Source organism: Rhodococcus sp. NPDC019050 (genome assembly GCF_055664235.1).
Window position 1 is genome coordinate 117,109 of sequence record NZ_JBVOON010000002.1, and the last position, 24,668, is coordinate 141,776.

A 24,668-nucleotide genomic window follows, 5' to 3' on the forward strand; every position below is an offset into this window, starting at 1 on the left:
ATGATGTTCGCACTGGGCGTGCTCGTTTTCGCCTTCGGCATCGCCGCCTCTGTCGCGTTGCACGAAGCCGGTCACATGTGGACCGCACAGAGACTGGGCATGAAAGTCCGGCGGTACTACATCGGCTTCGGCCCCCGCATCTTCTCGTTCCGCCGCGGTGAGACCGAATACGGCCTCAAGGCGGTACCGGCCGGCGGCTTCTGCGACATCGCAGGCATGACCGCGCTCGACGAACTCGCACCCGACGAGTACGACCGCGCGATGTACAAGCAGAAGACGTGGAAGCGCCTCGTCGTCATGACCGGCGGCATCGGCATGAACTTCGCGCTGGGCATCGTCTTGATCTATGTCCTCGCGGTCACCTGGGCGCTGCCGCAACTGCGTCCCCAGGCCACGGTGGCGGAGGTGTCCTGCGTCGCGCCCAGCCAGGCAGGCGCGGAAGGCAACTACGCCCTCGCGCCGTGTACCGGCAGCGGACCGGCCGGAGAAGCCGGGATCCGGCCCGGTGACGTCATCGTCGCTGTGGACGGGCAGGAGGTCGAGGGGTTCTATTCGCTGGTCGAGGCGACGCGCGCCGCCACGGGCACCGTCGACTTCACCGTCGAGCGGGGCGACGAGACCCTGACCGTGCCCGTCACCGTCGAACAGGTCCAGCGGTACGTGGAGGACACCCGCACCGGGGAGATCACCTCGGAGACCGTCGGCGCGATCGGCGTGACGGGAGAGGAGAACCGGCCCACCGAATACAACGCCCTCACGGCCATCCCGGGAACACTGAAATTCACCGGCGATCTGATGGTCATCACGGCGCAGTCGCTCATGGATCTGCCCAGCAAGGTGTCGGATCTGTGGACCGCCGTGACGGGAGGGGAGCGTGCCGTCGACACCCCCGTCAGCGTGGTCGGTGCCAGCGTCATCGGCGGCCAGTTCGCGGAACGGGGAATCTGGCAGTCGTTCGTACTGCTGCTCGCCCAGCTCAACTTCTTCCTCGGTGCCTTCAACCTCCTGCCGCTGCTCCCGCTCGACGGCGGACACATGGCCGTGGCCGTCTATGAACGCGTCCGCAACTGGATTCGCGGACTGCGCGGACTCCCGGACGGAGCACCCGTCGACTACATGAAACTGCTCCCGCTGACCTATGTCGCGGTGGTGATCGGCGGCGCGTTCATGATCCTCACCCTCACCGCCGACATCATCAACCCCATCCAGCTGTTCTGACCTGCGCGGCTAGACTTGCCGGGTAGCTACGAAAGAAGGCGAACTGTGACCAGCCCCGTCGGATTGGGCATGCCCGAACTGCCTGCGGTCCTCGCACCGCGACGCAAGACACGCCAGCTCATGGTCGGCAATGTCGGTGTCGGCAGCGATCACCCCATCTCCGTGCAGTCGATGTGCACCACCAAGACGCACGACATCAACGCGACTCTGCAGCAGATCGCCGAGCTCACCGCCTCGGGCTGCGACATCGTGCGTGTCGCCTGCCCCCGGCAGGAGGACGCGGACGCTCTCGCGACCATCGCGCGGAAGAGCCAGATCCCGGTGATCGCCGACATCCACTTCCAGCCCCGGTACATCTTCGCGGCGATCGACGCGGGATGCGCGGCGGTGCGGGTGAACCCCGGCAACATCAAGGAGTTCGACGGCCGCGTCAAGGAAGTCGCCAAGGCCGCCGGCGACGCGGGCATTCCGATCCGCATCGGCGTCAACGCCGGTTCGCTCGACCCGCGCCTGATGCAGAAGTACGGCAAGGCGACTCCCGAAGCCCTCGTCGAGTCCGCGCTGTGGGAAGCGAGCCTGTTCGAGGAACACGGCTTCGGCGACATCAAGATCTCGGTCAAGCACAACGACCCGGTGATCATGGTCGAGGCGTACCGCCAACTCGCCGCCCAGTGCGACTACCCGCTGCACCTCGGGGTGACCGAGGCAGGACCGGCGTTCCAGGGCACCATCAAGTCCGCGGTCGCGTTCGGCGCACTGCTGAGCGAAGGCATCGGCGACACCATCCGGGTCTCGCTGTCCGCACCGCCGGCGGAGGAGATCAAGGTCGGCACGCAGATCCTGCAGTCGCTCAACCTGCGCCCACGCAAGCTGGAAATCGTCTCGTGCCCGTCGTGCGGGCGCGCCCAGGTCGACGTGTACACGCTGGCCGACGAGGTCTCCGCCGGACTCGAGGGCATGGAGATCCCGCTGCGCGTCGCCGTCATGGGCTGCGTCGTCAACGGGCCGGGTGAGGCACGCGAGGCCGATCTCGGTGTGGCATCGGGCAACGGCAAGGGCCAGATCTTCGTCAAGGGCAAGGTCATCAAGACGGTGCCGGAAGCGCAGATCGTGGAGACACTGATCGAAGAGGCGATGCGGATCGCCGAGGACATGGAGGGCGAAGCCGGAGCCGGAAACCCCGTTGTGTCCGTCGGCTGATACCCCGATTTCCATGTGCGGGTGACGCGTGGCACCCTGATCTCGTATCAGCTTGTCGACGGGTGGTGAGCGAGTGCTCAAGCTTCTGGGTGTCCGGTCGCTGGGCGGCCGGGACACGGCCTCGGTGTTGCGGGTGCTCGCGCGAGACCCCGTGGCGTCGTGCATGGTGGCCGGGCGCATCGAGGAATACGGACTCGACGGTCGCGCCGTCGGCGGCGACATGTGGAGCCGCGGCGGACCGGAGTCCTCGCTCTGCTTCGCGGGAGCCAATCTCATCCCCCTGCTGGGAAACCCCGACGACATACAGGCATTCGCCGAGCGTGCCGTTCGCGGGCCTCGTCTGTGCTCGTCGATCGTGGGCCGCGCGGAGTACGCCCTGCCGATGTGGGACGCGCTCGCGCCGGCGTGGGGACCTCCGCGGGAAGTCCGCGCCGAGCAACCGCTGCTGGTGCTCGACCGGGAACCGCGCGTCGACCCGGACCCACGCGTGCGCCGGGTGCGCCCGGAAGAACTCGACGCCTACCTGCCTGCCGCGATTTCGATGTTCATCGAGGAAGTCGGTGTCGACCCGCGTCTCGGCGACGGGGGAGCAGGCTACCGCCGCAGGGTGGCGAGCCTCATCGCGGCCGGACGGGCCTGGGCCCGGTTCGAGGATGGCCGCGTCGTGTTCAAAGCCGAGGTCGGTTCACAATCCTCCACGGTCGGGCAGATCCAGGGTGTCTGGGTCGATCCGGAAAAGCGTGGTCTCGGGCTGGGTTCCGCCGGCACGGCCGCGGTCGGCGCGGCAGTGACCGCCGCCGGGCGGCTGCCGAGCCTGTACGTCAACAGCTTCAACACCCGGGCCCGGGCCGCGTACGAACGGGTGGGTTTCCGCCAGGTTGCGACATTTACGACGGTGCTTCTCGACTGACGCGTTCCGGCCGTTTCGGGCGTTCCTCCGCTTACGATGACGGGCGATGAGACCACGAGGTTCGAACTCGGTGCCTGCACGCGGGGGCCGTCTCCGGGTCGTTGCGGCCTGGGCGGCGACGGCGTTGCTGTGCGGTCTCGTCGTGGCGTGTACGCCTCGCGCCTCCGGTCCCGACGCGGCTGCGCAACTGTTCTTCTCGGACTTCGCATCACAGGATTTTGCTGGAGCCGCCGCACGCTCCGACCGGCCGGACGAGGCCGAGACCGCGCTGGCCGAGGTTTGGGACGGGCTGCAAGCCGAATCGCTCGTGGCGCGCACGACGTCCACGCGCATCGACGGTGATTCCGCGACCGTGGGATACAGCTACGAATGGCACCTCCCGCGGGAGCGGGTGTGGCAGTACGCCGGTGAGCTGCACATGGGGCGAAGCGGCGATCAATGGTCGGTCAGATGGGCGAAATCCGCCGTTCATCCGCAACTCGGCAACCGCCAAACCGTACAGTTGCGCAGCACTGCGGCGCCGCGTGCCCGTGTCAACGAGCATGCGGGCAGCGACGTGCTCGTGCCCGGCACCGTCTACGGGGTGGCGTTCGACGCGGCCCGGAGCGAGGACGTGTCCTCGGCCGCCAGGGCGCTGGCATCCGCACTCGGGCAGTTCGATTCGTCGCTCAGTGCCCAGGCCATCGCGGAGTCGGTGACCGCGGTGTCCGGGCCGCGTTCGGTGGTGCGACTCGGTGAGGAGGACTACGAGCGCGTCGCCGATCGGCTTGCCGCGATACCCGGTGTGGTGGTCACCGAACAGGCGGACCTCGTCTCGACCGACCGTACGTTCGCGCCCGATCTCGTCGGTCAGGTGAAGAAGACCGTCATCGACGAAGTGGACGGCACCGCAGGGTGGAGCGTCGTGATCGTCAACCAGTACGGCGTCGACACCGATGTGCTCACCGAGACGCAACCCCGTCCGGTGCCGTCTGTTTCGATCAGCCTCGACCGCCCGATCCAGGTCGCAGCGCAGAACGCGGTGAATGCCCGTGCCGAACAGGCGATGACGGTGGTCGTCGAGGCTTCCACCGGTGCGGTGCTGGCAGTGGCGCAGAACACGGCGGCCGACCGGGACGGGCCGGTGGCGCTCGCGGGACAATACCCGCCCGGCTCGACATTCAAGATCGTCACCTCGGGTGCCGCGATGGCGAGCGGTCTCGCGTCACCGGAGACGACGGTGCCGTGCCCCGGCCGCATCGTCATCGGTGACCGCAGCATCCCGAACTACAACGAGTTCGCGCTCGGCACCGTCTCGCTGGCCACCGCGTTCGCACGGTCGTGCAACACCTCGTTCGCTCACCTCGCGTCGGAAATGACTCCGGACGCATTGAACGTCGCCGCGGCCTGCTTCGGAATCGGTGTCGACTACGAGGTGGTCGGCATGCCCACGTTCACCGGTTCCGTGCCACCGGCCGAAGACCTCGTCGAACGCACCGAAGACGGATTCGGGCAGGGCAAGGTGGTCGTCAGCCCGTTCGGAATGGCCCTGGCTGCGGCTACCGTCGCCGCCGGGCGCACGCCCGTTCCGTATCTGATCGAGGGCCGGGAGACAGTGGTGCAGGGCGATCCGTCACCGGTCGATCCCGACGTCGTGGCCGGCCTGCGCGACATGATGCGTCTGGTGATCACCAGCGGCACCGCCGACCGCATCCGTGATCAGGGCGATGTGTACGGCAAGACCGGTGAAGCGGAGGTCGAAGGGGGATCGCACTCGTGGTTCGTCGGCTACCGGGGCGACCTCGCGTTCGCGACCCTGGTGGTGCGGGGCGGCAGTTCGGACAACGCCGTTGCCGTCACCCGGGACATGTTCGCCGCTCTCCCGCCCGGCTACCGCGACGACGGAGCGTGACCGTTCATCTCGCGGGCGGCTCCGCCCGGTCGAGTGTGCGATGGGTGAGTCCGCCGCGTCGTCCTGCCACCCACGTGACCAGCCACAACAGCGCTCCGATGCCGAGCAGAACCCCCGCGATCCGGTATTGGGTGCCCGGCCGATCGACGAACGGGGACACGAGGAACAGGCAACTCGCAGCACCCAGCACCGGAAGTACCGTGGGCGCGCGGAAATGCTCGTGGTCGACGTGATCGCGGCGAAGTACCAACACGACCACGTTGACGATGGCGAAGACCATGAGCAGCAGTAGCGCGGTCGTGCCGCCGAGTTCGGGGATCTCCCCGACGAAGGTGATGAGGCCGATCGCGAGCAGGGTGGTGAATGCGATCGCCACGTGCGGCGTGTGGCGCGTCCGGTGCACCTTTCCCAGCGCCGCGGGAACGACGCCCTCGTGCGAGATCCCGTACAGCAGGCGGCTCGCCATCAACATGTTGATCAGAGCGGTGTTGGCGACCGCGAACATGGTGATGAAGGCGAAGATCCCGACCGGAAAGGCCGGTGCGCCTGCCTCCACCACTCGCAGCAGCGGGGTCTCACCTTCGCCGAGCAGGTCCGGCGGTACCAGCGCCACGGCGGTGACGGACACCAGGACATAGATTAGGGCGGTGATGCACAGGCCGCCGAGCAGCACCTTCGGGAAGATCCGGGTGGGGTTCTTGCATTCCTCGGCCATGTTGACCGAGTCTTCGAAACCGACCATCGCGAAGAACGCGAGTGCTGTGCCGGCCACGACGGCGGTGAACACGGAACGGTCGCCGGTGTCGATGTCGACCACCCGCGAGAAGTCACCGTTGCCGAAGCCCAGCGCCCACATCCCGATGAAGACGATGATCAGAAGACCGGAGAGTTCGACGACCGTGAGCACGACATTCGTCTTCACGCTCTCGCTGACCCCGCGCATGTTGATGAGGGCCACCGCGAGCACGAATCCCAGTGCTACCAGGGTGATTCCGATTCCGCCCGTGATGTCGAGTTCGAACGCCTCGGCGAAATTCGCGGCGAACGCTCGTGCCGCCGTCGACGCCGAGGTGATGCCGGAGGCCATCACCGTGAATGTGACCATGTACGTGAGGAACTGGATCCCGAAGGCCTTGTGCGTGTACAGCGCTGCGCCCGCGGCCTGCGGGTATTTCGTGACCAGTTCGAGGTAGCTGAACACCGTGATGGTCGCGACGGCGAATGCCACCAGGAACGGTAGCCACACCACCCCGCCGACCTCGTTCGCGACATTGCCGGTCAGAGCGTAGATCCCGGTGCCGAGGATGTCGCCGACGATGAAGAGCAGGAGCAGACCTGGTCCCATCACGCGCTTCAATTCGGGTGCTGCGGTGGTCTCGGGCATCGAACACTCTCCTTTCCGATGCCCGCCGATCCGGTGCCGAACAGGTCAGGGCAGCAGACCCGATTTTCGCGCGGCGACCACTGCTTCGTGGCGGGAATGAACGTCGAGTTTGCTCATCGCGCTGCGCAGATAACTCTTGACGGTCTCCGGGCCGACCGACAGTCGACGCGCGATCTCGGGATTGCTGCACCCCAGCGCGACGTAGGAGAGGACATCGGTCTCGCGCGGGGAGAGCGTCACCTCAGCCCCGGCACCGCCACCGCCCGCCAGTGCTGCGGCGAGTCGCTCCGACAGCGAACGCAGACGACTCTGCAGCGCCTCGTCCTCCGTTTCGTGCGCCAGCGTGCGCAATTCGGCGTGGACCTCGCGAACGTGCGCGGTAGCCACGGGATCGGGGTCACCGGATCCGAGGTGCACGAGCATCGCCATCCGTCGATCCACTTCGTCCCGCACGGCGATCTCGTCGGCAAGCCGTCCCGCGGTCTGCATGAACGCGTTGACCGCGCGTTCGCCGAGCGGCCCGCATTCCCGTGCAGCGCCGTACAACACGGCACGGGCAACGCCGCCGACCATCACCGGCACCGCAACGATCGATCGGAGTCCTTCGCCGAGTACCGGACGGTCGAAGTGATGGGTGATCGACGACGACCTCCCGTAATCCGCCACGGTCACGGGGCGGCCCTCGGACAGCACTCGTCCGCCGAGACCGGCGCGAGGAGGCACGACGACACCGGCGAGGCTGTTGGTCCGAGTTCCGAAGAACTCGCTCAGGTGCAGTTTGTCGTGCTGAACCTCACCGGCGAACACGACGGGCAGTTGTGACTGCGAGGCGGTACGACGCAACTCGAGGCGCAGCGCGTCGCCGTCGCGGGGGCGCAGCAGCGGCGACGAGACGACCGGCACGTGGGCCACCCCTTTCCGGGGGTATCGGAACCATGGTGTGATTCGGATCATAGAGCGGTAGGGCGAGCGCGTGGACATCGGCTCGCCGCGCGAGCCAACGAGAGGACGGACCCCATGGTCGACACAGCGATCCGAGTTCGGGAACTGCTGAACCGTTACGACACTCCCGACGCGTGCGCCGCACGGTTGCTCTGCGACGACCATCCGGCCGACGCGGTGGCATTCACGGTGATCGACCCCGATCTGACGTCCGTCGATCTCACCTACGGTGAGCTGCGAGAACGATCGGAGCGCTTCGCCGCGGCGCTCGCGCACCTCGGTGTCGAACCCGGTGACCACGTTGCGACGCTGATGGGGAAGTCCGCCGACCTCGTCGTCGCGGTGCTCGGTATCTGGCGTCGCGGCGCGGTGCACGTTCCGTTGTTCACCGCGTTCGCGCCTCCCGCCATCGCGTTCCGGTTGCAGGCCAGCGGTGCCCGCGTCGTGATCGCGGACGGCGACCAGGTGGGCAAACTCGCGCCGGGCGAGGACATGCCCGACGACGCTCCCTGGCAGGTCGTGGTCGCAGGCGAGAGCAGCGGCGTCGGCCTGCGTTTCGCGGACCTGCTCGCGTCCCATTCCGCGGACGACCCGCGGGCCGCCGCAGTCTCGGTGGGGGCCACCGGTGGTCTCGTGCAACTGTTCACCTCGGGCACGACGGGCACACCGAAGGGTGTGCCGGTACCGGTGAAAGCGCTCGCATCGTTCCACGCGTATCTCGAGTTCGGACTCGACGTGCGCGAGGACGACGTGTTCTGGAACGCGGCGGATCCCGGCTGGGCCTACGGCCTGTACTACGCGTTGCTCGGCCCGCTGGCGGCAGGGCGACGGAGCATCCTTCTGCACGGAGGGTTCTCACCCGCGCTGACATGGCAGATCCTCGACCGTTTCGGCGTCACCAACTTCGCTGCCGCCCCCACGGTCTACCGGAGCCTGCGGGCCGATACCGCGGCGCACCCGGCAGTCTCGCTGCGACGCGCGTCGTCGGCGGGAGAGCCGCTCACCCCCGACGTGCTCGCGTGGTCGTCGGAGACCCTCGGCGTGGTGGTGCGCGACCAGTACGGACAGACCGAGCACGGCATGTTCGTCGTGGACGCATGGGCGGACGAACTGCGCGAACAGGTTCCGTCGCAGTCGATGGGCAAGCCACTGCCCGGCTGGACCTGCGCCGTATTGCGCGACGACAGCGACGAGGTCGCAGCGCCCGGAGAAATCGGCAGAGTCGCGATCGACGTCCACGCGAGCCCCCTCGTGTGGTTCACCGGGTATGTCGACGCACCGGAGAAGACTGCGGACCGGTTCACCGACGACGGCCGGTGGTATCTGACCGGCGATGCCGGCAAGGTCGACGAGAACGGGTTCTTCTACTTCTCCTCACGGGACGACGACGTCATCATCATGGCCGGATACCGCATCGGTCCCTTCGACGTCGAGTCGGTGCTCGTGATGCATCCCGACGTGGTGGAGGCCGCGGTGGTGGGAGTGCCCGACGAGCTTCGCGGCGAGGTCCTCGAGGCATTCGTGGTGGTGCGGGATGGTGTCGAGGGTGACGACGCTCTCGAGCGCGACCTGCAGCAACTGGTGAAGAAGAAGTTCGCGGCCCACGCCTATCCGCGGACCGTGCACTTCGTGCCGCACCTGCCCAAGACACCCAGTGGCAAGGTGCAGCGCTACATCCTGCGCCGCGGGCACGACGTGACCTCCTAACGCCGACGACGGGCTCGGCCGGGTGTCGGTGGGAGCGGGGCACGGCGGGTTAATCTGATTCCATGCCTACCCGCGCCCCGCTCGTCCCCGGTACCGCGACACCGATCCGTGAGGTGCCCAAGTCGATCGAGCGTCCCGAATATGTGTGGAAGCCGACCGCGAACGAGGGCAACGAGCCGTGGGTGCAGACACCCGAGACCATCGACAAGGTGCGGATCGCATCGAAGATCGCTGCGCAGGCACTGATCGAGGCAGGGAAAGCGGTCGCGCCGGGAGTCACCACCGACGAGATCGACCGTGTCGCACACGAGTACATGTGCGATCACGGTGCGTATCCGTCCGACCTCGGATACCGCGGATTCCCGAAGTCGGTGTGCGTGTCGCTCAACGAGGTAATCTGCCACGGGATCCCGGACACCACGGTGATCGAGGACGGCGACATCGTGAACATCGATGTGACCGCGTACATCCACGGCGTGCACGGGGACACCAACGCGACGTTCTTCGCCGGTGATGTGTCCGAGGAGGCACGGCTTCTCGTCGAACGCACTCGTGAGGCGACGGCCCGTGCGATCAAGGCGGTCGCGCCCGGCCGGGCACTGAATGTGGTCGGCCGCGTCATCGAGTCGTACGCCAACCGATTCGGGTACGGAGTGGTGCGTGATTTCACCGGCCACGGGATCGGCGAGACCTTCCACAACGGTCTGATCGTCTTCCACTACGACCGTCCGGACATCGACACGGTTCTCGAGCCGGGCATGGTGTTCACCATCGAGCCGATGATCAACCTGGGCACTCCGGACTACGAGATCTGGGACGACGGCTGGACCGTCGTGACCAAGGATCGCAAGTGGAGTGCTCAGTTCGAGCACACGCTGGTCGTGACCGACAACGGCGCGGAGATCCTCACCGTCGCGTGACGGTCGCCGGCGGCGACGCGGCGGCAACCGTCACACGGGCGGTGTCACCCTTCGGCGGCCTGCTGTGCGCGGGCGTACGCGAGGTGGAGGAAATCCGCACCGGTGAGCGCCGCGAGCGCGTCGACGATGACGGCCGTGGCTCTCGGGACGAACACCCTGCCGACGGTGACAGCGGTGATCGCCCACACGTCGAAGCAGAACGGGCACGTCAGCAACTCGCCGATGCTGTGCTTGAGACCGGTGCGCCCGACGGGCCGGTCCATGACCTCGCCGGGGCCACCTTTTTCGCCGGGTTTGGTGAACGGGGCACGAAGTGGTCGCGTGACCGAAGTCTTGGTCACCGTCCGCGACAGTTTGTGGGCCGCGGCGGCGGAGACGACGAGGTCCCGGACACCCATCCGGTCCGGTAGGCGCTTCGGGGTGACCGCCGTGAGGACGGCGACCACAGTCACGAACAGGCCGTACAGCAGGAGCGTCGCCACGTAGCCGCCGAGTTCCGAGTTCTCGGAACGGTCGGCCTCCGGCGGTTCTGCAGGTTCTGCCGCTGCGTCACGTTCCGCACGACCGTGGGCCGGGTCGAGAGCGGAGACCATGTCGTGGGCGGACATATCGGGGGCGGACACGGTGCCGGACGGATCGTTTCGGGGTGAGCCGTCACCATTGTTCGTCGGAGTCATAGCGCCCGGTTTCCCGGGCAGTTCGCAATTAAACAGGCGATGTGGACCCGCGAGTCGCGCGTGCCCTACCGGCCGGTCCGGGCGGCGGAGACACACCCGGTCGGCCGGAGGGAAGCGTGTAGCGTTCCGGGGCATGGAATCGACGACTGTGACCACGGATTCGGGTTCGTTCCAGGTGCGCATCGACGGACCCGAAAGCAGGCACACCGTGCTCCTGCTGCCCGACGCAGGACAGGGAGCCGGCGTATTCGACGCGGTGTGCGAACGGCTGCACAACTCCGATCTGCGTACGGTCGTGCCGGAAAGCCTCGACGGTATGAACCCGGACGATGTGTTCGCAGTGCTCGATCACTTGGCCCTGCCGTGGGTGCATCTCGCCGGCACAGGCGCAGGCGCCGAACTTGCGTGGGCAGTCGCCTCGGGCCGGTTCGGCCGGTTCGCGAGTCTGGTCGTCGTGGACCGCGGTCACCCGGTCGTCCCGATGGCCGACGGCACCGTCCGCGATTCTGCGGCGCAGGTGGCCGAGGTCCCCACCACCATCGTGGTCGGAGATCCCGCACGCATGCCGGAAGCGGACGCTTCGATGAGGTACGTGACCGGTGAGTTCCGCGTGGTCGACCTCGGTGACATCGACGACGTGCCCGCGCGCGCCGCGGCGGAATTCGCGTCGGCGATCGCCCTGCGCACCGGGAGCTGGTAGAGCACAGCGCATTCCGGCCCCCGCGCCCCGGAGAGCGGCGAGGGCCGGACGGACGGGTAGTGCCTACAGTCCGAGCAGGGCGTTCTCCACCAGTTCGGGAAGGGCCGGGTGGATCCAGTACTGCTGGGTCGCCATGTCGCGCGCGGTGATGCCGAAGGCCATCGCCTGGATGAGCGGCTGGATGACCGTCGACGCCTGGGCGCCGATGATGTGGGCGCCGAGGAGCAGTCCGGTGGACCGATCGGCGATCAGTTTGCAGAAGCCCTCGGTGTCTTCCATCGCCCAGCCGTAGGCGACGTTTCCGTAATCCTGGATCTTCACCGAGATGTCGTATCCCGCGGCGAGTGCCTCCGCTTCGGTGAGTCCGACCGTCGCGATCTGCGGTTCGGTGAACACCGCGGCGGGAACGAACCGGTGATCGGTGCGCTGCAAGGCCGAGGTGTCCGGTCCCCACGCGTCGTGGAGGAGATTGTGCTGCACGACTCGCGCTTCGTGATTCGCGACGTGCTTGAGTTGATGCGGCGACGACACGTCGCCCAGTGCGAATACGCCCTCTGCCGTTGTGCGCTGGAATTCGTCGACGACGATGCTCCCGGCCGCGTCGAGTTCGATTCCCGCCGCCGCGGCGTCGAGCAGATCGCCGTTGGGCCGGCGGCCGGTCGCGACGAGCAGCACGTCACCGGCCACCACGGTGCCGTCGGCGAGTTCGACCTCCACGCCGTCACCCACCGGCATGAACGCGCGTGCCGGGTTCTCCAGATGGACGTCCCACTTCTGCTGCGCGAGTGCGGTGAAGCGTTCGGAGAGGTCGGTGTCGAGGTGGCGCAACAGCCTGCTGCTCCGTCCGATCACCGACACCTTCGTGCCGAGGGCGGAGAAGACGTGGGCGAACTCCATTGCGATGAAGCCGGTTCCGAGAATCACCATCGATTCGGGGAGCTTCGGGAGCCGCATGATGTTGTTGCTCGTGTAGTAGGTCACCCCACCGTCGAGCACTTCCTGCGGGATCTCGGAACGCGCGCCCGCCGCGACGACGATCTGGTCCGCGGTGATGGTTTCGCCTGTTCCGGTGTCGAGTGTGCGCTCACCGACGAACCGGGCCCGGCCGTTGTAGACGGTGACGTTCGCGCACCCCTCGCGCCGATACTGTTCGCCGCCGGCGGCGATCGGATCGATGCGGCCGAACACCCGGTCGACGATGTCGTTCCAGCGGACACCGTCGATCGTGGCGTCGATTCCGTACTTGGATGCCGAACGGATCGTGCTCGCGACGTCGGCTGCGTACACGTACATCTTCGTCGGGATGCAGCCCACGTTCAGGCAGGTGCCACCGAAGGTGCCCTCCTCCAGCAGTGCGACGCGCTTACCGTCGTAGCGCTCGTCGATGATCGAGTTTCCCGATCCGGTGCCGATGATCGCGAGGTCGTAGTGGGTCACGCGTGTTCTCCCGTGGGTCGTGGCGGTGCGGAAACATCCCCGGCGCCGGCGGGCTCGCCCGCGGTACCGTCTCCGTTCAACCATTCCAGCCACTGGTCCAATTCCCGGAATGCGGTGGCCAGGGGGCCGGGTGTGGAGAGAAACACATCGTGTCGCGCCCCGATGATCGGCACGATCGTGGTGCGGTCACCGAGGCAACCCGCCCACCGGGCGATCTGCCGCACGTCGAGGACCGCGTCGACGGTGTCGATCGTGGCGTCGTATTTCGGCGCGAAGCGCGACGCTCCCGACCGCAGGATCAACGACGGGACGCCTACGTCCAGACCCCGGTGCAAGCGCGCCTGCCCGATGCGTACGGCGCGCAACCATCCGAATCTGACGGGGAAGCCGGTGAGCGGTTTCAGATCGAGGTCGTAGGTCCAGCCGCCGTGTTGCAGGCTCGCGCCGTAGGTGTCGAACTTCCGGCCGGGCACGGCGGCGTGAGGCCGGAGCCGCCCGAGGACGTCGATCGCGGCGGTGCCGACGTTGCGCAGGTACGACGGGCCCTGCAGATCGAACCAGGGGCTGTTGAGAACGAGTCCCCGTACGCCGGCGGCCTCGGTTCCGCCCGGCTGCCGGTTGAGGCGGTCGAGCCACAGCGGAAGCACCAGACCGCCGGTGGAGTGCGCGGCGAGTACGACGCCGCCACCGGAAACCTCGGCGGAGACGATGCGCAGGGCTTCGTCGAGTTCCTGGTCGTAGTACCCGAGGTCGGTGACGAAATGGGGCGTCTGGCCAGGTGCCCGCGAGCGCCCGCATTTTCGCAGGTCGAGTGCGAAGAACCGGTAGCCCTGCGCCGCGGCATGCTCCGCGATGTGCTGCTGGAAGAAGTAGTCGGTGAACCCGTGTACGTAGAGAACGGCCCGGTCGGGCAGGTCTCGCGTCTCCGCGGCACCGCCGCTGTTCGGCTGGTACCGCACCAGGGTCGCCGTGATCTCGCCTTCCCCGTCGGGGTCGTCGCCCAGGGGCAGCACGAGCTGCTCGTATCCGTCGCCCAGGATGTCGGGCTGCCAAGTAGTCACTATCACACTCTAGGAGGCTTCGGACGTAGGTCGCGTGGGTACACAATTAGGTGAAATGAAGGGGCGGTAAACGCGCGGGTAACCTGTGCGTCGCAGTCGCGCGACTGTGGACGAATCCTGAACTCGAGGATTGTGTGCGGGCGCGTTCGGGACACTCACGTGAGCGGTGCGCGATAGCGCGGCGGCACGTGCGAACAGACAAGGAAGTCGATTTCCCCGTGTCAGAGAACGTGGTAGAGGCGAAAACCGATGTAGTGCTCGTGGGCGCGGGCATCATGAGCGCGACCCTCGGCGCGCTGATGCGTCAACTCCAGCCGGACTGGTCGATCACCGCCTTCGAGAGGCTCGACGCCGTCGCAGCGGAGAGCAGCGACCCGTGGAACAACGCGGGCACGGGCCATTCGGCACTGTGTGAGCTGAATTACACTCCGGGCAAGCCCGACGGCTCGGTGGAGATCGCCAAGGCCGTCAACGTCAACGAGCAGTTCCAGGTTTCGCGCCAGTTCTGGTCGTACGCGGTCGACAACGGCATCCTGTCCGACCCCAAGAACTTCATCAACCCGATCCCGCACGTGAGCTTCGTGCATGGTGCCGACGACGTGAAGTACCTGCGGGCGCGGTACGACGCGCTGGCAGGCCACCCGCTGTTCGCGGGCATGGAGTACTCCGAGAGCCCCGAATTCTTCGCCGAGCGGCTGCCGCTCATGGCCGCGGGCCGCGACTACACCGACCCGGTGGCACTGAACTGGACCGAGACCGGAACCGACGTCGACTTCGGTGCACTGACAAAGCAGCTCATCAACAACGTCGCCGCGTCCGGCGGCACGGTGTTCTTCGGCCACGAGGTCACCAACATCACCAAGCAGTCCGACGGCAGCTGGATCGTCAAGGTCCGCAACCGCCGCACCGGCGAATCGCGCAAGGTGCACGCGAAGTTCGTCTTCGTCGGCGCCGGCGGCGGAGCCCTCCACCTGCTGCAGAAGTCCGGCATCTCCGAAGCCAAGGGCTTCGGCGGATTCCCCGTGTCCGGCGCGTTCCTGCGCTGCACCAACCCCGACGTGATCGCCCGGCACAGCGCCAAGGTGTACGGCAAGGCAGCGGTGGGTGCGCCCCCGATGTCGGTGCCGCACCTCGACACCCGCGTGATCGGCGGCAAGCAGGGTCTGCTGTTCGGCCCGTACGCCGGCTGGTCGCCCAAGTTCCTCAAGCAGGGCGGTGTCATGGACCTGCCCAAGTCGATCAAGCCGAACAACCTGATGTCCATGCTCGGCGTCGGTGTGACCGAACTCGGCCTGGTCAAGTACCTCGTCGGTGAGCTCACCCAGTCGCCGGCCGACCGTATCGGCACCCTCGCCGAGTTCGCCCCCGAGGCACGACTCGAGGACTGGGAGCTGATCGTCGCCGGACAGCGCGTGCAGGTGATCCGCCGCAAGGGTGCGGGCGGCGTGCTCGAGTTCGGTACCGCCGTGGTCAGCGCCGCCGACGGGTCGATCGCCGGTCTGCTCGGCGCGTCGCCGGGTGCCTCCACCGCCGTTCCCGCCATGCTCGACGTGCTCGAGCGCTGCTTCCCGCAGCAGTGGGCCGGCTGGCAGCCCAAGCTTCGCGAGATGGTTCCCTCCCTGGGCGTGAAGCTGTCCGAGAACCCGGATCTGTTCCGTCAGGTGTGGGAGGACAGCACCAAGAAGCTTCAGCTCGACGTCGTCCCCGGTCGCGGACAGGTCGCCCCCGTGGAGCCTGCCGCCGTCTGACGCACGGCACGGATATCGCGGCCCGGCGGTTCGCCGCCGGGCCGCAGTCGTCCGCTACCGGCGGGCGATACGAGGAGCGCTCCGGGGATTCGCCTTCCGCGGTCGGTTCCGACAGAGAAAAAAAGACGATGGGGAGTACCGGTGCCGGTTGCCGATCACGAGACCAATTACCTGGTGGGGCTCGATCTCCACGGACGACGCGTGGTCGTCGTCGGCGGCGGCAGCGTCGCACAACGTCGGCTGGGGCTGCTGGTGGCCTCGGGGGCGAACGTGCACGTCGTCGCGCGTGCCGCGACCCCGGCGGTGGAGAGCCTGGCGACGAAGGGCCGAATTTCACTCGACGTCCGCGACTACCGTGACGGCGACCTCGACGGCGCCTGGTACGCGATGGCCTGCACGAACGAACCTGACACCAACGCCGCGATCGTCGCCGAGGCGGAGCGCCGCAGAATCTTCTGCGTGCGCGCCGACAGCGCCCGCGGAGGAAGTGCGGTCACACCCGCGACCACCCGGTACGACGGTCTGTCCGTCGGGGTGCTTGCCGGTGGTGACCACCGCAGATCCGCATCGGTGCGTACCGCGATCCGGGACGCGTTGGCCGGCGCGGCACTGTCCGACGTCACGGACGACGCCGCACCCAAGCCCACCGGTGTGGCACTGGTCGGCGGCGGCCCCGGCGACCCGGACCTGATCACCGTCCGGGGGCGGCGATTGCTGGCCCGCGCTGATGTGGTGGTTGCGGACCACCTCGCCCCACAGGAACTGCTCGCCGAACTGGATCCGCACGTCGAGGTGATCGATGCGGCCAAGTTGCCCTACGGCCGGGCGATGGCACAGCAGGCCATCAACGACATCCTGATCGACCGGGCGAAGGCCGGAAAGTTCGTCGTCCGGCTCAAGGGCGGCGACCCGTACGTGTTCGGACGGGGATACGAAGAACTCGAGGCCTGCACGGCCGCCGGCGTACCGGTCACCGTCGTGCCGGGCATCACCAGCGCGATCTCCGTGCCCTCGGCGGCGGGGATCCCCGTGACCCACCGTGGGGTGACGCACGAATTCGTCGTGGTGAGCGGACACGTCGCGCCCGACCACCCCGACTCGCTCACCGACTGGGACGCGCTGGCGAAACTGCGCGGCACCCTCGTCCTGCTCATGGCCGTCGAACGTATCGGTGCGTTCGCCGATGTCCTGACGGCCGGCGGCAAGCCCGCGGACACCCCGGTGACCGTCGTGCAGGAAGGCACCCTGGCCACGCAGAAGGTGCTCCGGACCGATCTGGGCCACGTCGCTGCCCGAGTGCGGGAGGAGGGTACCCGCCCGCCCGCCATCATCGTCATCGGTCCGGTCGCCGGATTCGGTCGGGAGGGTCGGTAACGTTGGACCCCGTGGCACACACCTCGGAAACCGCACCCGCCTCGGGCGCCGCGCACCCCATGACCGCTCGTGCACTCGCGCTGGCCACGTTGGTCCTCAGCGGATTACAGCTCATGGTGGTGCTCGACGGCACCGTCGCCAATCTCGCGCTCGCGCCGTTGCAGGCCGACCTCGCGCTGTCCGACGCCGGCCGGAACTGGGTCCTCACCGCGTACGCGCTCGCCTTCGGCGGGCTGATGCTGCTCGGCGGCCGCCTCGGCGACAGTTTCGGCCGCAAACGCATGTTCATCACCGGCGTCGGCCTGTTCACCCTGGCATCGCTGCTGTGCGGGCTGGCCACCAACGAGGCGATGCTCATCGGTGCGCGAGCACTGCAGGGCGTCGGAGCGGCGATCGCGTCGCCGACAGCCCTCGCGCTCGTCGCGACGACCTTCGCCGCCGGGCCGGCACGTAATCGCGCCATCGCCGTCTTCGCCGCTATGACGGGCGTCGGATCGATCGCGGGTCTCATCCTGGGCGGGGCGCTCACCCAGGTGTCGTGGCGATGGATCTTCCTCATCAACGTTCCGATCGGTGTCGTGATCGTCGTGCTCGCGCTCAGCGCACTGCGCGAAACCTCCTCGGAGCGTCTGGCGCTGGATGTGCCGGGCGCCATCCTCGCGACGCTCGGATGCACCGGCATCGTGTTCGGCCTCACCGAAGGCCCCGAACTCGGCTGGGGGAGCGTCGCCGTGATCGGTGCGCTCACCGCCGGCGTCGTCCTGCTCGGGATCTTCCTGCTGGTCGAACGCCGCGCCGAGAACCCACTCCTCCCGTTCGTGCTGTTCCGCAACAAAAACCGCGTGGCGACCTTCGTGGCGATCTTCTTCGCCGGCGCGGTGATGTTCAGCCTCGCGGCCTTCGTGGCGTTGTTCGTGCAGGACGTCCTCGGTTACACCCCGCTGCAGGCGGGCCTCGCGTTCGTGCCGTTCGCATTCGGTCTCGGGGGAGCGGCCGCGGCGTCGTCCAAGCTCGCGGCCCGCATACAGCCCCGGTGGCTGGTGGTCACCGGTGCCGTCATCATGGCCCTGAGCCTGCTCTACGGGTCGACGATGGACGAGACGGTGCGATACTTCCCGACTCTGTTCGTCCTGGTGCTCGTCGTCGGCTTCGGGGTGGGTCTGGCCGTGGTCCCGCTGCCGCTGTGCGCCATCGCGGGCGTCGGTGCGCACGAGATCGGACCGCTGTCCGCGATCGCGCAGGTCGCGCAGACGCTCGGTGGACCCATCGGCCTCGCTGTCATCGGCGCGCTCGCCACTTCGAGGACGATGTCGCTCGGAGGCACATCGGGTGCCGTCGCCGAGATGACCGCCGCGCAACTCACCGCGCAGGGCGAGGGGTACATGTTCGCGCTCGTCGGATGCGCCGCGTGCGCGGTGATCGCGGGCGTCGCGGCATTCTTCATCCGGCTCACCTCCGAAGAGGTGGCGCAGGCCCAGGAAGCGGAGAAATCCGCGCAGACGAGCTGAGACTGCCTGCCCCGCCTCGACGCCGTCGCGCGCGGGGCGGGTTCTCAGGTGAGGACGACCAATTCCGTCGGCGAGGCGATCTCCACCCGCAGTCCGGCCTTCGACGCCACGCGCGCGAGACCCCGCACATCCGACGGCTCGGCGCGGGTCTGCACCAGAGCACGGGCGAGCAGGCCCTTGTGGTGCTTGTTGAAATGGCTCACGACCGCCCGCGTGCCGTCGGGCTTCTCGGTGAGAACCGTCGCTGTGACGGCGCCGGGAACCGGACCGAGTTGCTGATACGCACCGGAACGGAGATCGACGACGAGGTCACCGGCGGCCTCGGCGACGAGCGCGGCGGTCAACTCGGGCCGCCACAACGCCGCGAGAGTGCCGAAACCCGGAAGCTTCGAGCCGCCCGAGAGGCGATACGCCGGAATGGGGTCGCTCGCACGCACGGCACCGAACAGCGCCGAGCCGACCGCGAGCCTCCGATAGGCCTTCTCCCGCTGCACCTTCGTCAACGTCGGGGCATCGAGAGCATCGAACAGTACTCCGGTGTACCGCTCGAGCGCGGGCCGCGTGGGGGAGACCCACAACTTGGCGTTGCGTTCGATCTCGTCGGCTCCGTTGGCGCCCAGGCCGAGAGCCCGGCTCGACGCGTCGAAGTCGGCAGCGAGCTCGACCAGAGCCCGAACGAGCAGTTCCCGGGTCTCGGTCAACTGCGGCATCGAGAGGTCGCCGAGATCCAGCGGCGCGCCGTCGCCGCCGGTGGATTTGGTTTCAGAAGGGGGGAGAAGCACCAGCACAACAGCCCACCGTACCGAGGAGCCGGATCGGGCGAGCGGTAGGCTCCTCTACCGTGATCACTCGCATGTCCCACCTGTTCCTCCGCACCCTCCGTGACGATCCGGCCGACGCCGAGGTCCCCAGTCACAAACTGCTTGTCCGGGCGGGATACGTCCGGCGCATCGCGCCGGGCATCTACTCGTGGCTGCCACTGGGTCTGAAGGTGCTGCGGCAGGTCGAGCGAGTGGTCCGCGAGGAGATGAACAGCATCGGAGCGCAGGAGATCTCCCTGCCCGCGTTGCTGCCGCGCGAACCCTACGAGACGTCGAACCGGTGGACCGAGTACGGCGCCGGACTGTTCCGCCTCCAGGACCGCAAGGGCAACGACTACCTGCTCGGCCCGACACACGAGGAACTCTTCGCCCTCACCGTCAAGGGTGAGTACAACTCGTACAAGGACTTCCCGGTCACCCTCTACCAGGTGCAGACCAAGTACCGCGACGAGGAGCGCCCGCGCGCCGGCATCCTGCGCGGCCGCGAGTTCGTGATGAAGGACTCCTACAGCTTCGACCTCACAGACGAGGGGCTTGCCCAGTCGTACCAGGCGCACCGCGACGCCTACGAGCGGATCTTCACCCGCCTCGGCGTGAAGTACGTGATCGTCTCCGCCACGTCGGGGGCCATGGGCGGCAGCGCCTCTGAGGAGTTCCTGGCCGAGAGCGAGGTCGGTGAGGACACCTACGTCCGCTGCGTCGAGTCCGGCTACGCCGCCAACGTCGAGGCCGTCAAGACGCTCGCCCCCGCAGCGATCCCGTTCGACGGACTGCCCGACGCGGTCGTGCACGACACCCCGGACACCCCGACGATCGGTTCGCTCGTCGAGGCAGCCACCAAGATCCTCGGCCGCGAGGTCGACGCGTCCGAAACCCTGAAGAACATCCTCGTCAAGGTTCGGCAGCCCGGCGGCGAGTGGGAGCTTGTCGGAATCGGCATCCCCGGTGACCGCGAAGTGGACGACAAGCGTCTCGAGGCGTCGTTCGAACCTGCCGAGGTCGCGTTGCTCGACGACGCCGATTTCGCGGCGAACCCGTTCCTCGTCAAGGGCTACATCGGTCCGAAGGCGCTGCTCGCCAACGACGTCCGTTACCTCGTCGATCCCCGCGTGGTCGACGGAACGGCATGGATCACCGGCGCCGACGAGCACGGCAAGCACGTGTTCGGGCTCGTCGCCGGTCGTGACTTCGTCGCCGACGGCACCGTGGAGGCCGCAGAGGTCCGCGACGGTGACCCGTCGCCCGACGGCGCCGGACCGCTGGTCTCCGCCCGCGGCATCGAGATCGGCCACGTCTTCCAGCTCGGCCGCAAGTACACCGACGCTTTCGCCGTCGATGTGCTCAACGAGAACGGCAAGCCGGTGCGTCCGACGATGGGGTCGTACGGCGTGGGTGTGTCGCGGCTGGTGGCCGTGATCGCCGAGCAGCAGCACGACGAGAAGGGCCTGCGCTGGCCGTCCGAGGTCGCGCCGTTCGACGTGCACGTCGTCATCGCCAACAAGGACGAGCAGGCTCGCGCCGGTGCGGAAAACCTCGTCGAGGAACTGTCGAACGCAGGTCTGGACGTGCTCTTCGACGATCGCAAGGCCTCGCCCGGTGTGAAGTTCAAGGATTCGGAACTGCTCGGGATGCCCCTCGTCGTCGTGGTCGGACGCGGATTCGCCGACGGCAACGTCGAGGTGCGCAACCGTCTCACCGGAGAGTCGAGCGAGGTGCCGGTGGGCGAGGCCGTGCGGGAGATCCTCGGCCGCTGATCCGTACCCGGATCCGGTGAGCCAGAATGGGCCCATGTCCGAGAACTGGAGCGCGACCGACACCTATCTCGCCGATTTCCTCATCGGCGACGATCCCGCCCTCGACGCCGCCCTCGAGGCGAACGCGGCGGCGGGACTGAGGCCCATCGACGTCGCGCCGGTGCAGGGCAAGTTCCTGCACCTGCTCGCCCGGATCCGCGGTGCCCGCCGCGTGCTGGAAATCGGGACGCTCGGCGGATACTCCACCATCTGGCTGGCGCGCGCGGTGGGGGAGTCGGGGCACGTGACGACGCTCGAATACGAACCGCGGCACGCCGAGGTCGCGCGCGCCAATCTCGATCGCGCCGGCGTCGGGGCACGCGTCGACATCCGTGTCGGCGCGGCCCTCGACACCCTGCCGGATCTCGACGGCCCGTTCGACCTGGTGTTCATCGACGCCGACAAGGAGAACAACAGCAACTACGTGCGCGAGACGCTGCGGTTGTCGAGGCCGGGAACGGTGATCGTCGTCGACAACGTGGTTCGCGCCGGTGCGATCAGCGATCCGGAGGACGACGACTCGAAGGTTCGCGCGTCGCGGGAACTGCTCGCCGTGCTGGCGGCCGAACCGCGTCTCGACGCCACGGCGTTGCAGACCGTGGGGGTCAAGGGCTGGGACGGTTTCGCGTTGGCGCTCGTCGTCGAGCCGCAACCGTAGCCGGGTACCCCCGGGCCGGCCGAAAATCGGTGGCGCTCGGGGGCTGGACTGCCGAACATTGTTCGTGTGAGCGACATCCGGGGAACCGCCGACGCCGAGCGCTTCATCGAAGAGGGATACCTGCGGATCGAAGGTGCCGTTCCGCGGGAGGTCACGGAGCGGTGCTGCGAGCTCCTCTGGGAAGAACTCGACGCCGACCGATCGGATCCGGGCACCTGGACCGAACCCGTCGTGCGGGTCGGGGGTCGGTGGGATCCACCGTTCGTCGAGGTCTCCACGATGCCGGTCCTTCTCGACGTCTACGACCGCCTGCTGGGAGCGGGCCGCTGGGTTGTGCCCCGCGGCCTCGGCACGTTTCCCATCCGGTTTCCGCATCCCGCCGATCCCGGAGATACCGGATGGCACGTCGACGGTAGTTTCGCCGTCGAGGGACAGACCTGGCCGTACGTCGATGTCCGCTCACGCGGCCGGGGTCTGCTGGTGCTGTTCCTGCTCACCGATGTTGGACCGGACGACGCTCCTACCAGGATCAAGGTGGGTTCCCACCTCGACGTGCCCGGCTACCTCGTCGACCACCGCGACGGGCGTTCGGTGCTGGAGTTGTGCCGCGCCATGGACGAGGACGGCATGCTCGATGCACCCGCCCGGCCCATGGTCGAGGCGACCGGTGCCGCGGGCGACGTCTACGTGTGCCACCCGTTCCTGATTCATGCGGCCCAGCCGATGCGCAGTGCCCGGCCGCTGAACCTTGCCGGGCCGGGGAGCGGAATTCGGCGACCGCGCATCATTGCGCAGCCACCGATCGAGACGGTCACACCCTTCCGGCTCGACGCCACCGGCACGACTCCCGTCGAGAGAGCGGTGCGGCGCGCGCTGAACCGGTGAAGACACCGGTCACGCGCCCCGACCTCTCGGCGGCGGCGTGGCACGGGCGTCGAGCCGCCGGGCGGACTCACGCAACGCGCCGTGCAGCATGATCTCGAGATCGCCGACCACGCGGTACGGATGCTCGACCATGCCGTCCGACACCCACCTCAGCACCACGGCGAGGACCGCCGAGGTGTAGAAGTCGACCACCAAAACGCGGTCCTGCTCGCGCTTCGGTCCGCCGCCGTCCTGGTCCATCACGGCCTCGGTGATGGGCCGCATCTGTGCGAACAGGAAGCGCTCGAGCCCGGATCTGCCCAGCCCGTCGAGCACCCCGAGCGTCGACGAACGGTTGTCACGCATGTACAGCATCAGCCGGACGAGGCCGTCTGCCCATCCCTCCTCCGACGCGAACGCGCGGACCCGGCCGGCGACCTCCCTCTCGAACACCCAGACGGCGAGGTGCCGCACGTCGGGGAAGTGGTAGTAGAACGCCTGGCGGGTCAGTCCGCAGTCCCGCGTCAGTTCCGTCACCGTCACCTTGTCGAGCGGCTCGGACCGTAGGCGAGCCTTGAGCGCGGAGGCCAGGGCGTCGCGTGCACCCGCACGTCGCCGCGCCTCGGCGCTCTCGTCGGCCATGGCTCACGGTACCGCCGCACGTCCCTGGACACATCGCATCGATTGTCTAGTGACCCTCCGGGCCGGATTTCCTACCTTGGATATCGAAACGGCACACATACCGCGAGCCGCGAAAGATATCCGGACGGCACGCATTCCGCGAGCCGCGAAGAGGAGCTCCGATGTTCTTGTTCGAATCCATCCCCTGGTACTCCTGGGTGATGTGGTGCGTCGTGCTTGCCGCCCTCATCGCCCTCAACGAGGTGACGCGCCGCTGGAAGTGGGCCGGTCTCGGCTTCTTCGTGGCGCTGCCAATCTTCCTGACAATTTTCGTGTGGCCCACGACGGCCGGCGCAGGCTCGTCGACCGGCACCTGGTTCCACTGGGTGAAGGTCTACTCGGCACTCATCGGGTGCCTGGGCTTCATGCTCATCCGGTACGTCCCGCGTTTGGCGAAGAACCGCTGGATGCTGATGTTCCCCGCCCTGATCCTGGCGATCAACATCGGCGAGGCAGTCATCCGCGACTTCGAGGTGGCGGGCATGCAGGGCATGCACGACGGCGTCTTCATGGTCGGCGGTCCGTGGAACTACATGAACGGCATTGCCGGGATCCTCAACCTGATCACCATCTGCGGCTGGGCAGGCATCATCGTCTCGCGCGACCGGTCCAAGGACATGATCTGGCCCGACATGATGTGGTTCTGGATCATCGCGTACGACCTGTGGAACTTCGCCTACGTCTACAACTGCGTCGGTGACCACTCCTTCTACGCCGGTGCGGCCCTGCTCATCTCCTGCACCATCCCCGCGTTCTTCATCAAGAAGGGCGCCTGGCTGCAGCACCGCGCCCACACGCTGGCCCTGTGGATGATGTTCACGATGGCAGTCCCGACGTTCGTGACCTCGTCGCAGTTCGCCGTCGAGTCGTCGCACAACCCGACCGCGCTGTTCGTCGTGTCGGCCCTGTCGCTCGCGGCCAACATCGCCGTGGTGGTCTACCAGGTGTTCACCATCGTGAAGCGGCACCGCAACCCGCTGCGCGACGAGCTGTACACCCACCTGCGCCAGTACCGCGAGGTGCGCGACGCGAACCTCCCCGTCGAGTCGCCGGCGGTCCTGCCGGAGTCCCGCGAGAAGGACCGACTGGCCACGGTCTGACAGCCGCTCATCCGGCCCCCGGCCGGGCGAGCACCGAACAACCACGCGCCGTGGTCGAGCCCGAGGGCTCGGCC

At 67.7% G+C, this 24,668-nt stretch carries 21 protein-coding genes; 14 read left to right on the forward strand and 7 right to left on the reverse strand.

The window, feature by feature from the left end; translation table 11 throughout:
* From AC0B44_RS03140 to AC0B44_RS03155, 4 genes are all read left to right on the forward strand, one after another.
* Positions 1-1,218 carry a M50 family metallopeptidase gene (locus tag AC0B44_RS03140; protein WP_471901474.1) on the forward strand — a complete coding sequence of 406 codons (1,218 nt, stop codon included), beginning with the start codon at positions 1-3 and terminating at the stop codon, positions 1,216-1,218.
* A 45-nt stretch (positions 1,219-1,263) separates the two neighbouring features.
* Positions 1,264-2,418, forward strand: coding sequence for a flavodoxin-dependent (E)-4-hydroxy-3-methylbut-2-enyl-diphosphate synthase (gene ispG, locus AC0B44_RS03145; protein ID WP_471901475.1), 1,155 nt, complete (start codon positions 1,264-1,266; stop codon positions 2,416-2,418).
* 73 nt (positions 2,419-2,491) lie between these two features.
* Positions 2,492-3,328: a GNAT family N-acetyltransferase gene (locus tag AC0B44_RS03150; RefSeq protein WP_471901476.1), complete on the forward strand. Its 837-nt coding sequence runs from the start codon at positions 2,492-2,494 to the stop codon at positions 3,326-3,328.
* Between the two features lie 46 nt (positions 3,329-3,374).
* Complete coding sequence (locus AC0B44_RS03155; protein WP_471901477.1) at positions 3,375-5,219, forward strand: penicillin-binding transpeptidase domain-containing protein; 1,845 nt, start codon at positions 3,375-3,377, stop codon at positions 5,217-5,219.
* A 4-nt stretch (positions 5,220-5,223) separates the two neighbouring features.
* Here AC0B44_RS03155 and AC0B44_RS03160 read toward each other — a convergent pair whose 3' ends face one another.
* Together AC0B44_RS03160 and AC0B44_RS03165 are read right to left on the reverse strand one after the other, a co-directional pair.
* The gene (locus tag AC0B44_RS03160; protein WP_471901478.1) at positions 5,224-6,603 is read right to left on the reverse strand and encodes an APC family permease; all 1,380 of its coding nucleotides are present in this window, start codon (positions 6,601-6,603) and stop codon (positions 5,224-5,226) included.
* A gap of 45 nt (positions 6,604-6,648) precedes the next feature.
* On the reverse strand, positions 6,649-7,557 hold the full coding sequence (locus AC0B44_RS03165) for a LuxR C-terminal-related transcriptional regulator (RefSeq protein ID WP_471901479.1): 909 nt from the start codon (positions 7,555-7,557) through the stop codon (positions 6,649-6,651).
* A 63-nt stretch (positions 7,558-7,620) separates the two neighbouring features.
* Between AC0B44_RS03165 and AC0B44_RS03170 the strand changes: the two genes are divergently transcribed.
* Positions 7,621-9,252 (forward strand): AMP-binding protein, encoded by a 1,632-nt coding sequence (locus AC0B44_RS03170; protein WP_471901480.1) that lies wholly within the window; start codon positions 7,621-7,623, stop codon positions 9,250-9,252.
* A 62-nt stretch (positions 9,253-9,314) separates the two neighbouring features.
* Positions 9,315-10,172, forward strand: coding sequence for a type I methionyl aminopeptidase (map, locus tag AC0B44_RS03175; protein ID WP_471901481.1), 858 nt, complete (start codon positions 9,315-9,317; stop codon positions 10,170-10,172).
* Positions 10,173-10,216: 44 nt separating this feature from the next.
* On the opposite strand, the gene AC0B44_RS03180 is transcribed toward map, so the two are convergent.
* Positions 10,217-10,795: a DUF1360 domain-containing protein gene (locus AC0B44_RS03180; protein ID WP_471901482.1), complete on the reverse strand. Its 579-nt coding sequence runs from the start codon at positions 10,793-10,795 to the stop codon at positions 10,217-10,219.
* Between the two features lie 187 nt (positions 10,796-10,982).
* On the opposite strand from AC0B44_RS03180, the gene AC0B44_RS03185 reads away from it, so the two are divergent.
* Positions 10,983-11,549 (forward strand): alpha/beta fold hydrolase, encoded by a 567-nt coding sequence (locus tag AC0B44_RS03185; protein ID WP_471901483.1) that lies wholly within the window; start codon positions 10,983-10,985, stop codon positions 11,547-11,549.
* A gap of 63 nt (positions 11,550-11,612) precedes the next feature.
* Here AC0B44_RS03185 and mtr read toward each other — a convergent pair whose 3' ends face one another.
* Entirely contained in the window at positions 11,613-12,986 is a 1,374-nt protein-coding gene (gene mtr, locus AC0B44_RS03190) for a mycothione reductase (RefSeq protein WP_471901484.1), read from the reverse strand.
* Positions 12,983-14,047 carry an alpha/beta hydrolase gene (locus tag AC0B44_RS03195; RefSeq protein WP_471901485.1) on the reverse strand — a complete coding sequence of 355 codons (1,065 nt, stop codon included), beginning with the start codon at positions 14,045-14,047 and terminating at the stop codon, positions 12,983-12,985. Before AC0B44_RS03195 ends, mtr begins: the two co-directional genes overlap by 4 nt.
* 218 nt (positions 14,048-14,265) lie before the next feature.
* Here AC0B44_RS03195 and mqo point away from each other — a divergent pair, with 218 nt between their 5' ends.
* The 3 genes from mqo (at position 14,266) to AC0B44_RS03210 (ending at position 18,677) form a co-directional block, all read left to right on the forward strand.
* Positions 14,266-15,795, forward strand: a complete 1,530-nt coding sequence (gene mqo, locus AC0B44_RS03200) for a malate dehydrogenase (quinone) (RefSeq protein ID WP_471901486.1) — start codon at positions 14,266-14,268, stop codon at positions 15,793-15,795.
* Between the two features lie 141 nt (positions 15,796-15,936).
* Complete coding sequence (gene cobA, locus AC0B44_RS03205; RefSeq protein ID WP_471901487.1) at positions 15,937-17,169, forward strand: uroporphyrinogen-III C-methyltransferase; 1,233 nt, start codon at positions 15,937-15,939, stop codon at positions 17,167-17,169.
* 59 nt (positions 17,170-17,228) lie between these two features.
* On the forward strand, positions 17,229-18,677 hold the full coding sequence (locus AC0B44_RS03210) for an MFS transporter (protein WP_471901734.1): 1,449 nt from the start codon (positions 17,229-17,231) through the stop codon (positions 18,675-18,677).
* Between the two features lie 44 nt (positions 18,678-18,721).
* Here AC0B44_RS03210 and yaaA read toward each other — a convergent pair whose 3' ends face one another.
* Complete coding sequence (gene yaaA / locus AC0B44_RS03215) at positions 18,722-19,465, reverse strand: peroxide stress protein YaaA (RefSeq protein ID WP_471901488.1); 744 nt, start codon at positions 19,463-19,465, stop codon at positions 18,722-18,724.
* A 53-nt stretch (positions 19,466-19,518) separates the two neighbouring features.
* Here yaaA and AC0B44_RS03220 point away from each other — a divergent pair, with 53 nt between their 5' ends.
* The 3 genes from AC0B44_RS03220 to AC0B44_RS03230 all read left to right on the forward strand — a co-directional run bounded on the left by AC0B44_RS03220 (position 19,519) and on the right by AC0B44_RS03230 (position 22,834).
* Complete coding sequence (locus AC0B44_RS03220; RefSeq protein WP_471901489.1) at positions 19,519-21,252, forward strand: proline--tRNA ligase; 1,734 nt, start codon at positions 19,519-19,521, stop codon at positions 21,250-21,252.
* 34 nt (positions 21,253-21,286) lie between these two features.
* Positions 21,287-21,949 (forward strand): O-methyltransferase, encoded by a 663-nt coding sequence (locus AC0B44_RS03225; protein WP_471901490.1) that lies wholly within the window; start codon positions 21,287-21,289, stop codon positions 21,947-21,949.
* Between the two features lie 66 nt (positions 21,950-22,015).
* Positions 22,016-22,834, forward strand: coding sequence for a phytanoyl-CoA dioxygenase family protein (locus tag AC0B44_RS03230; RefSeq protein WP_471901491.1), 819 nt, complete (start codon positions 22,016-22,018; stop codon positions 22,832-22,834).
* A 9-nt stretch (positions 22,835-22,843) separates the two neighbouring features.
* Here AC0B44_RS03230 and AC0B44_RS03235 read toward each other — a convergent pair whose 3' ends face one another.
* Entirely contained in the window at positions 22,844-23,455 is a 612-nt protein-coding gene (locus tag AC0B44_RS03235) for a TetR/AcrR family transcriptional regulator (RefSeq protein ID WP_471901492.1), read from the reverse strand.
* A gap of 161 nt (positions 23,456-23,616) precedes the next feature.
* On the opposite strand from AC0B44_RS03235, the gene AC0B44_RS03240 reads away from it, so the two are divergent.
* Complete coding sequence (locus AC0B44_RS03240) at positions 23,617-24,594, forward strand: DUF5692 family protein (protein ID WP_471901493.1); 978 nt, start codon at positions 23,617-23,619, stop codon at positions 24,592-24,594.
* The last annotated feature ends 74 nt before the right edge of the window (positions 24,595-24,668 follow it).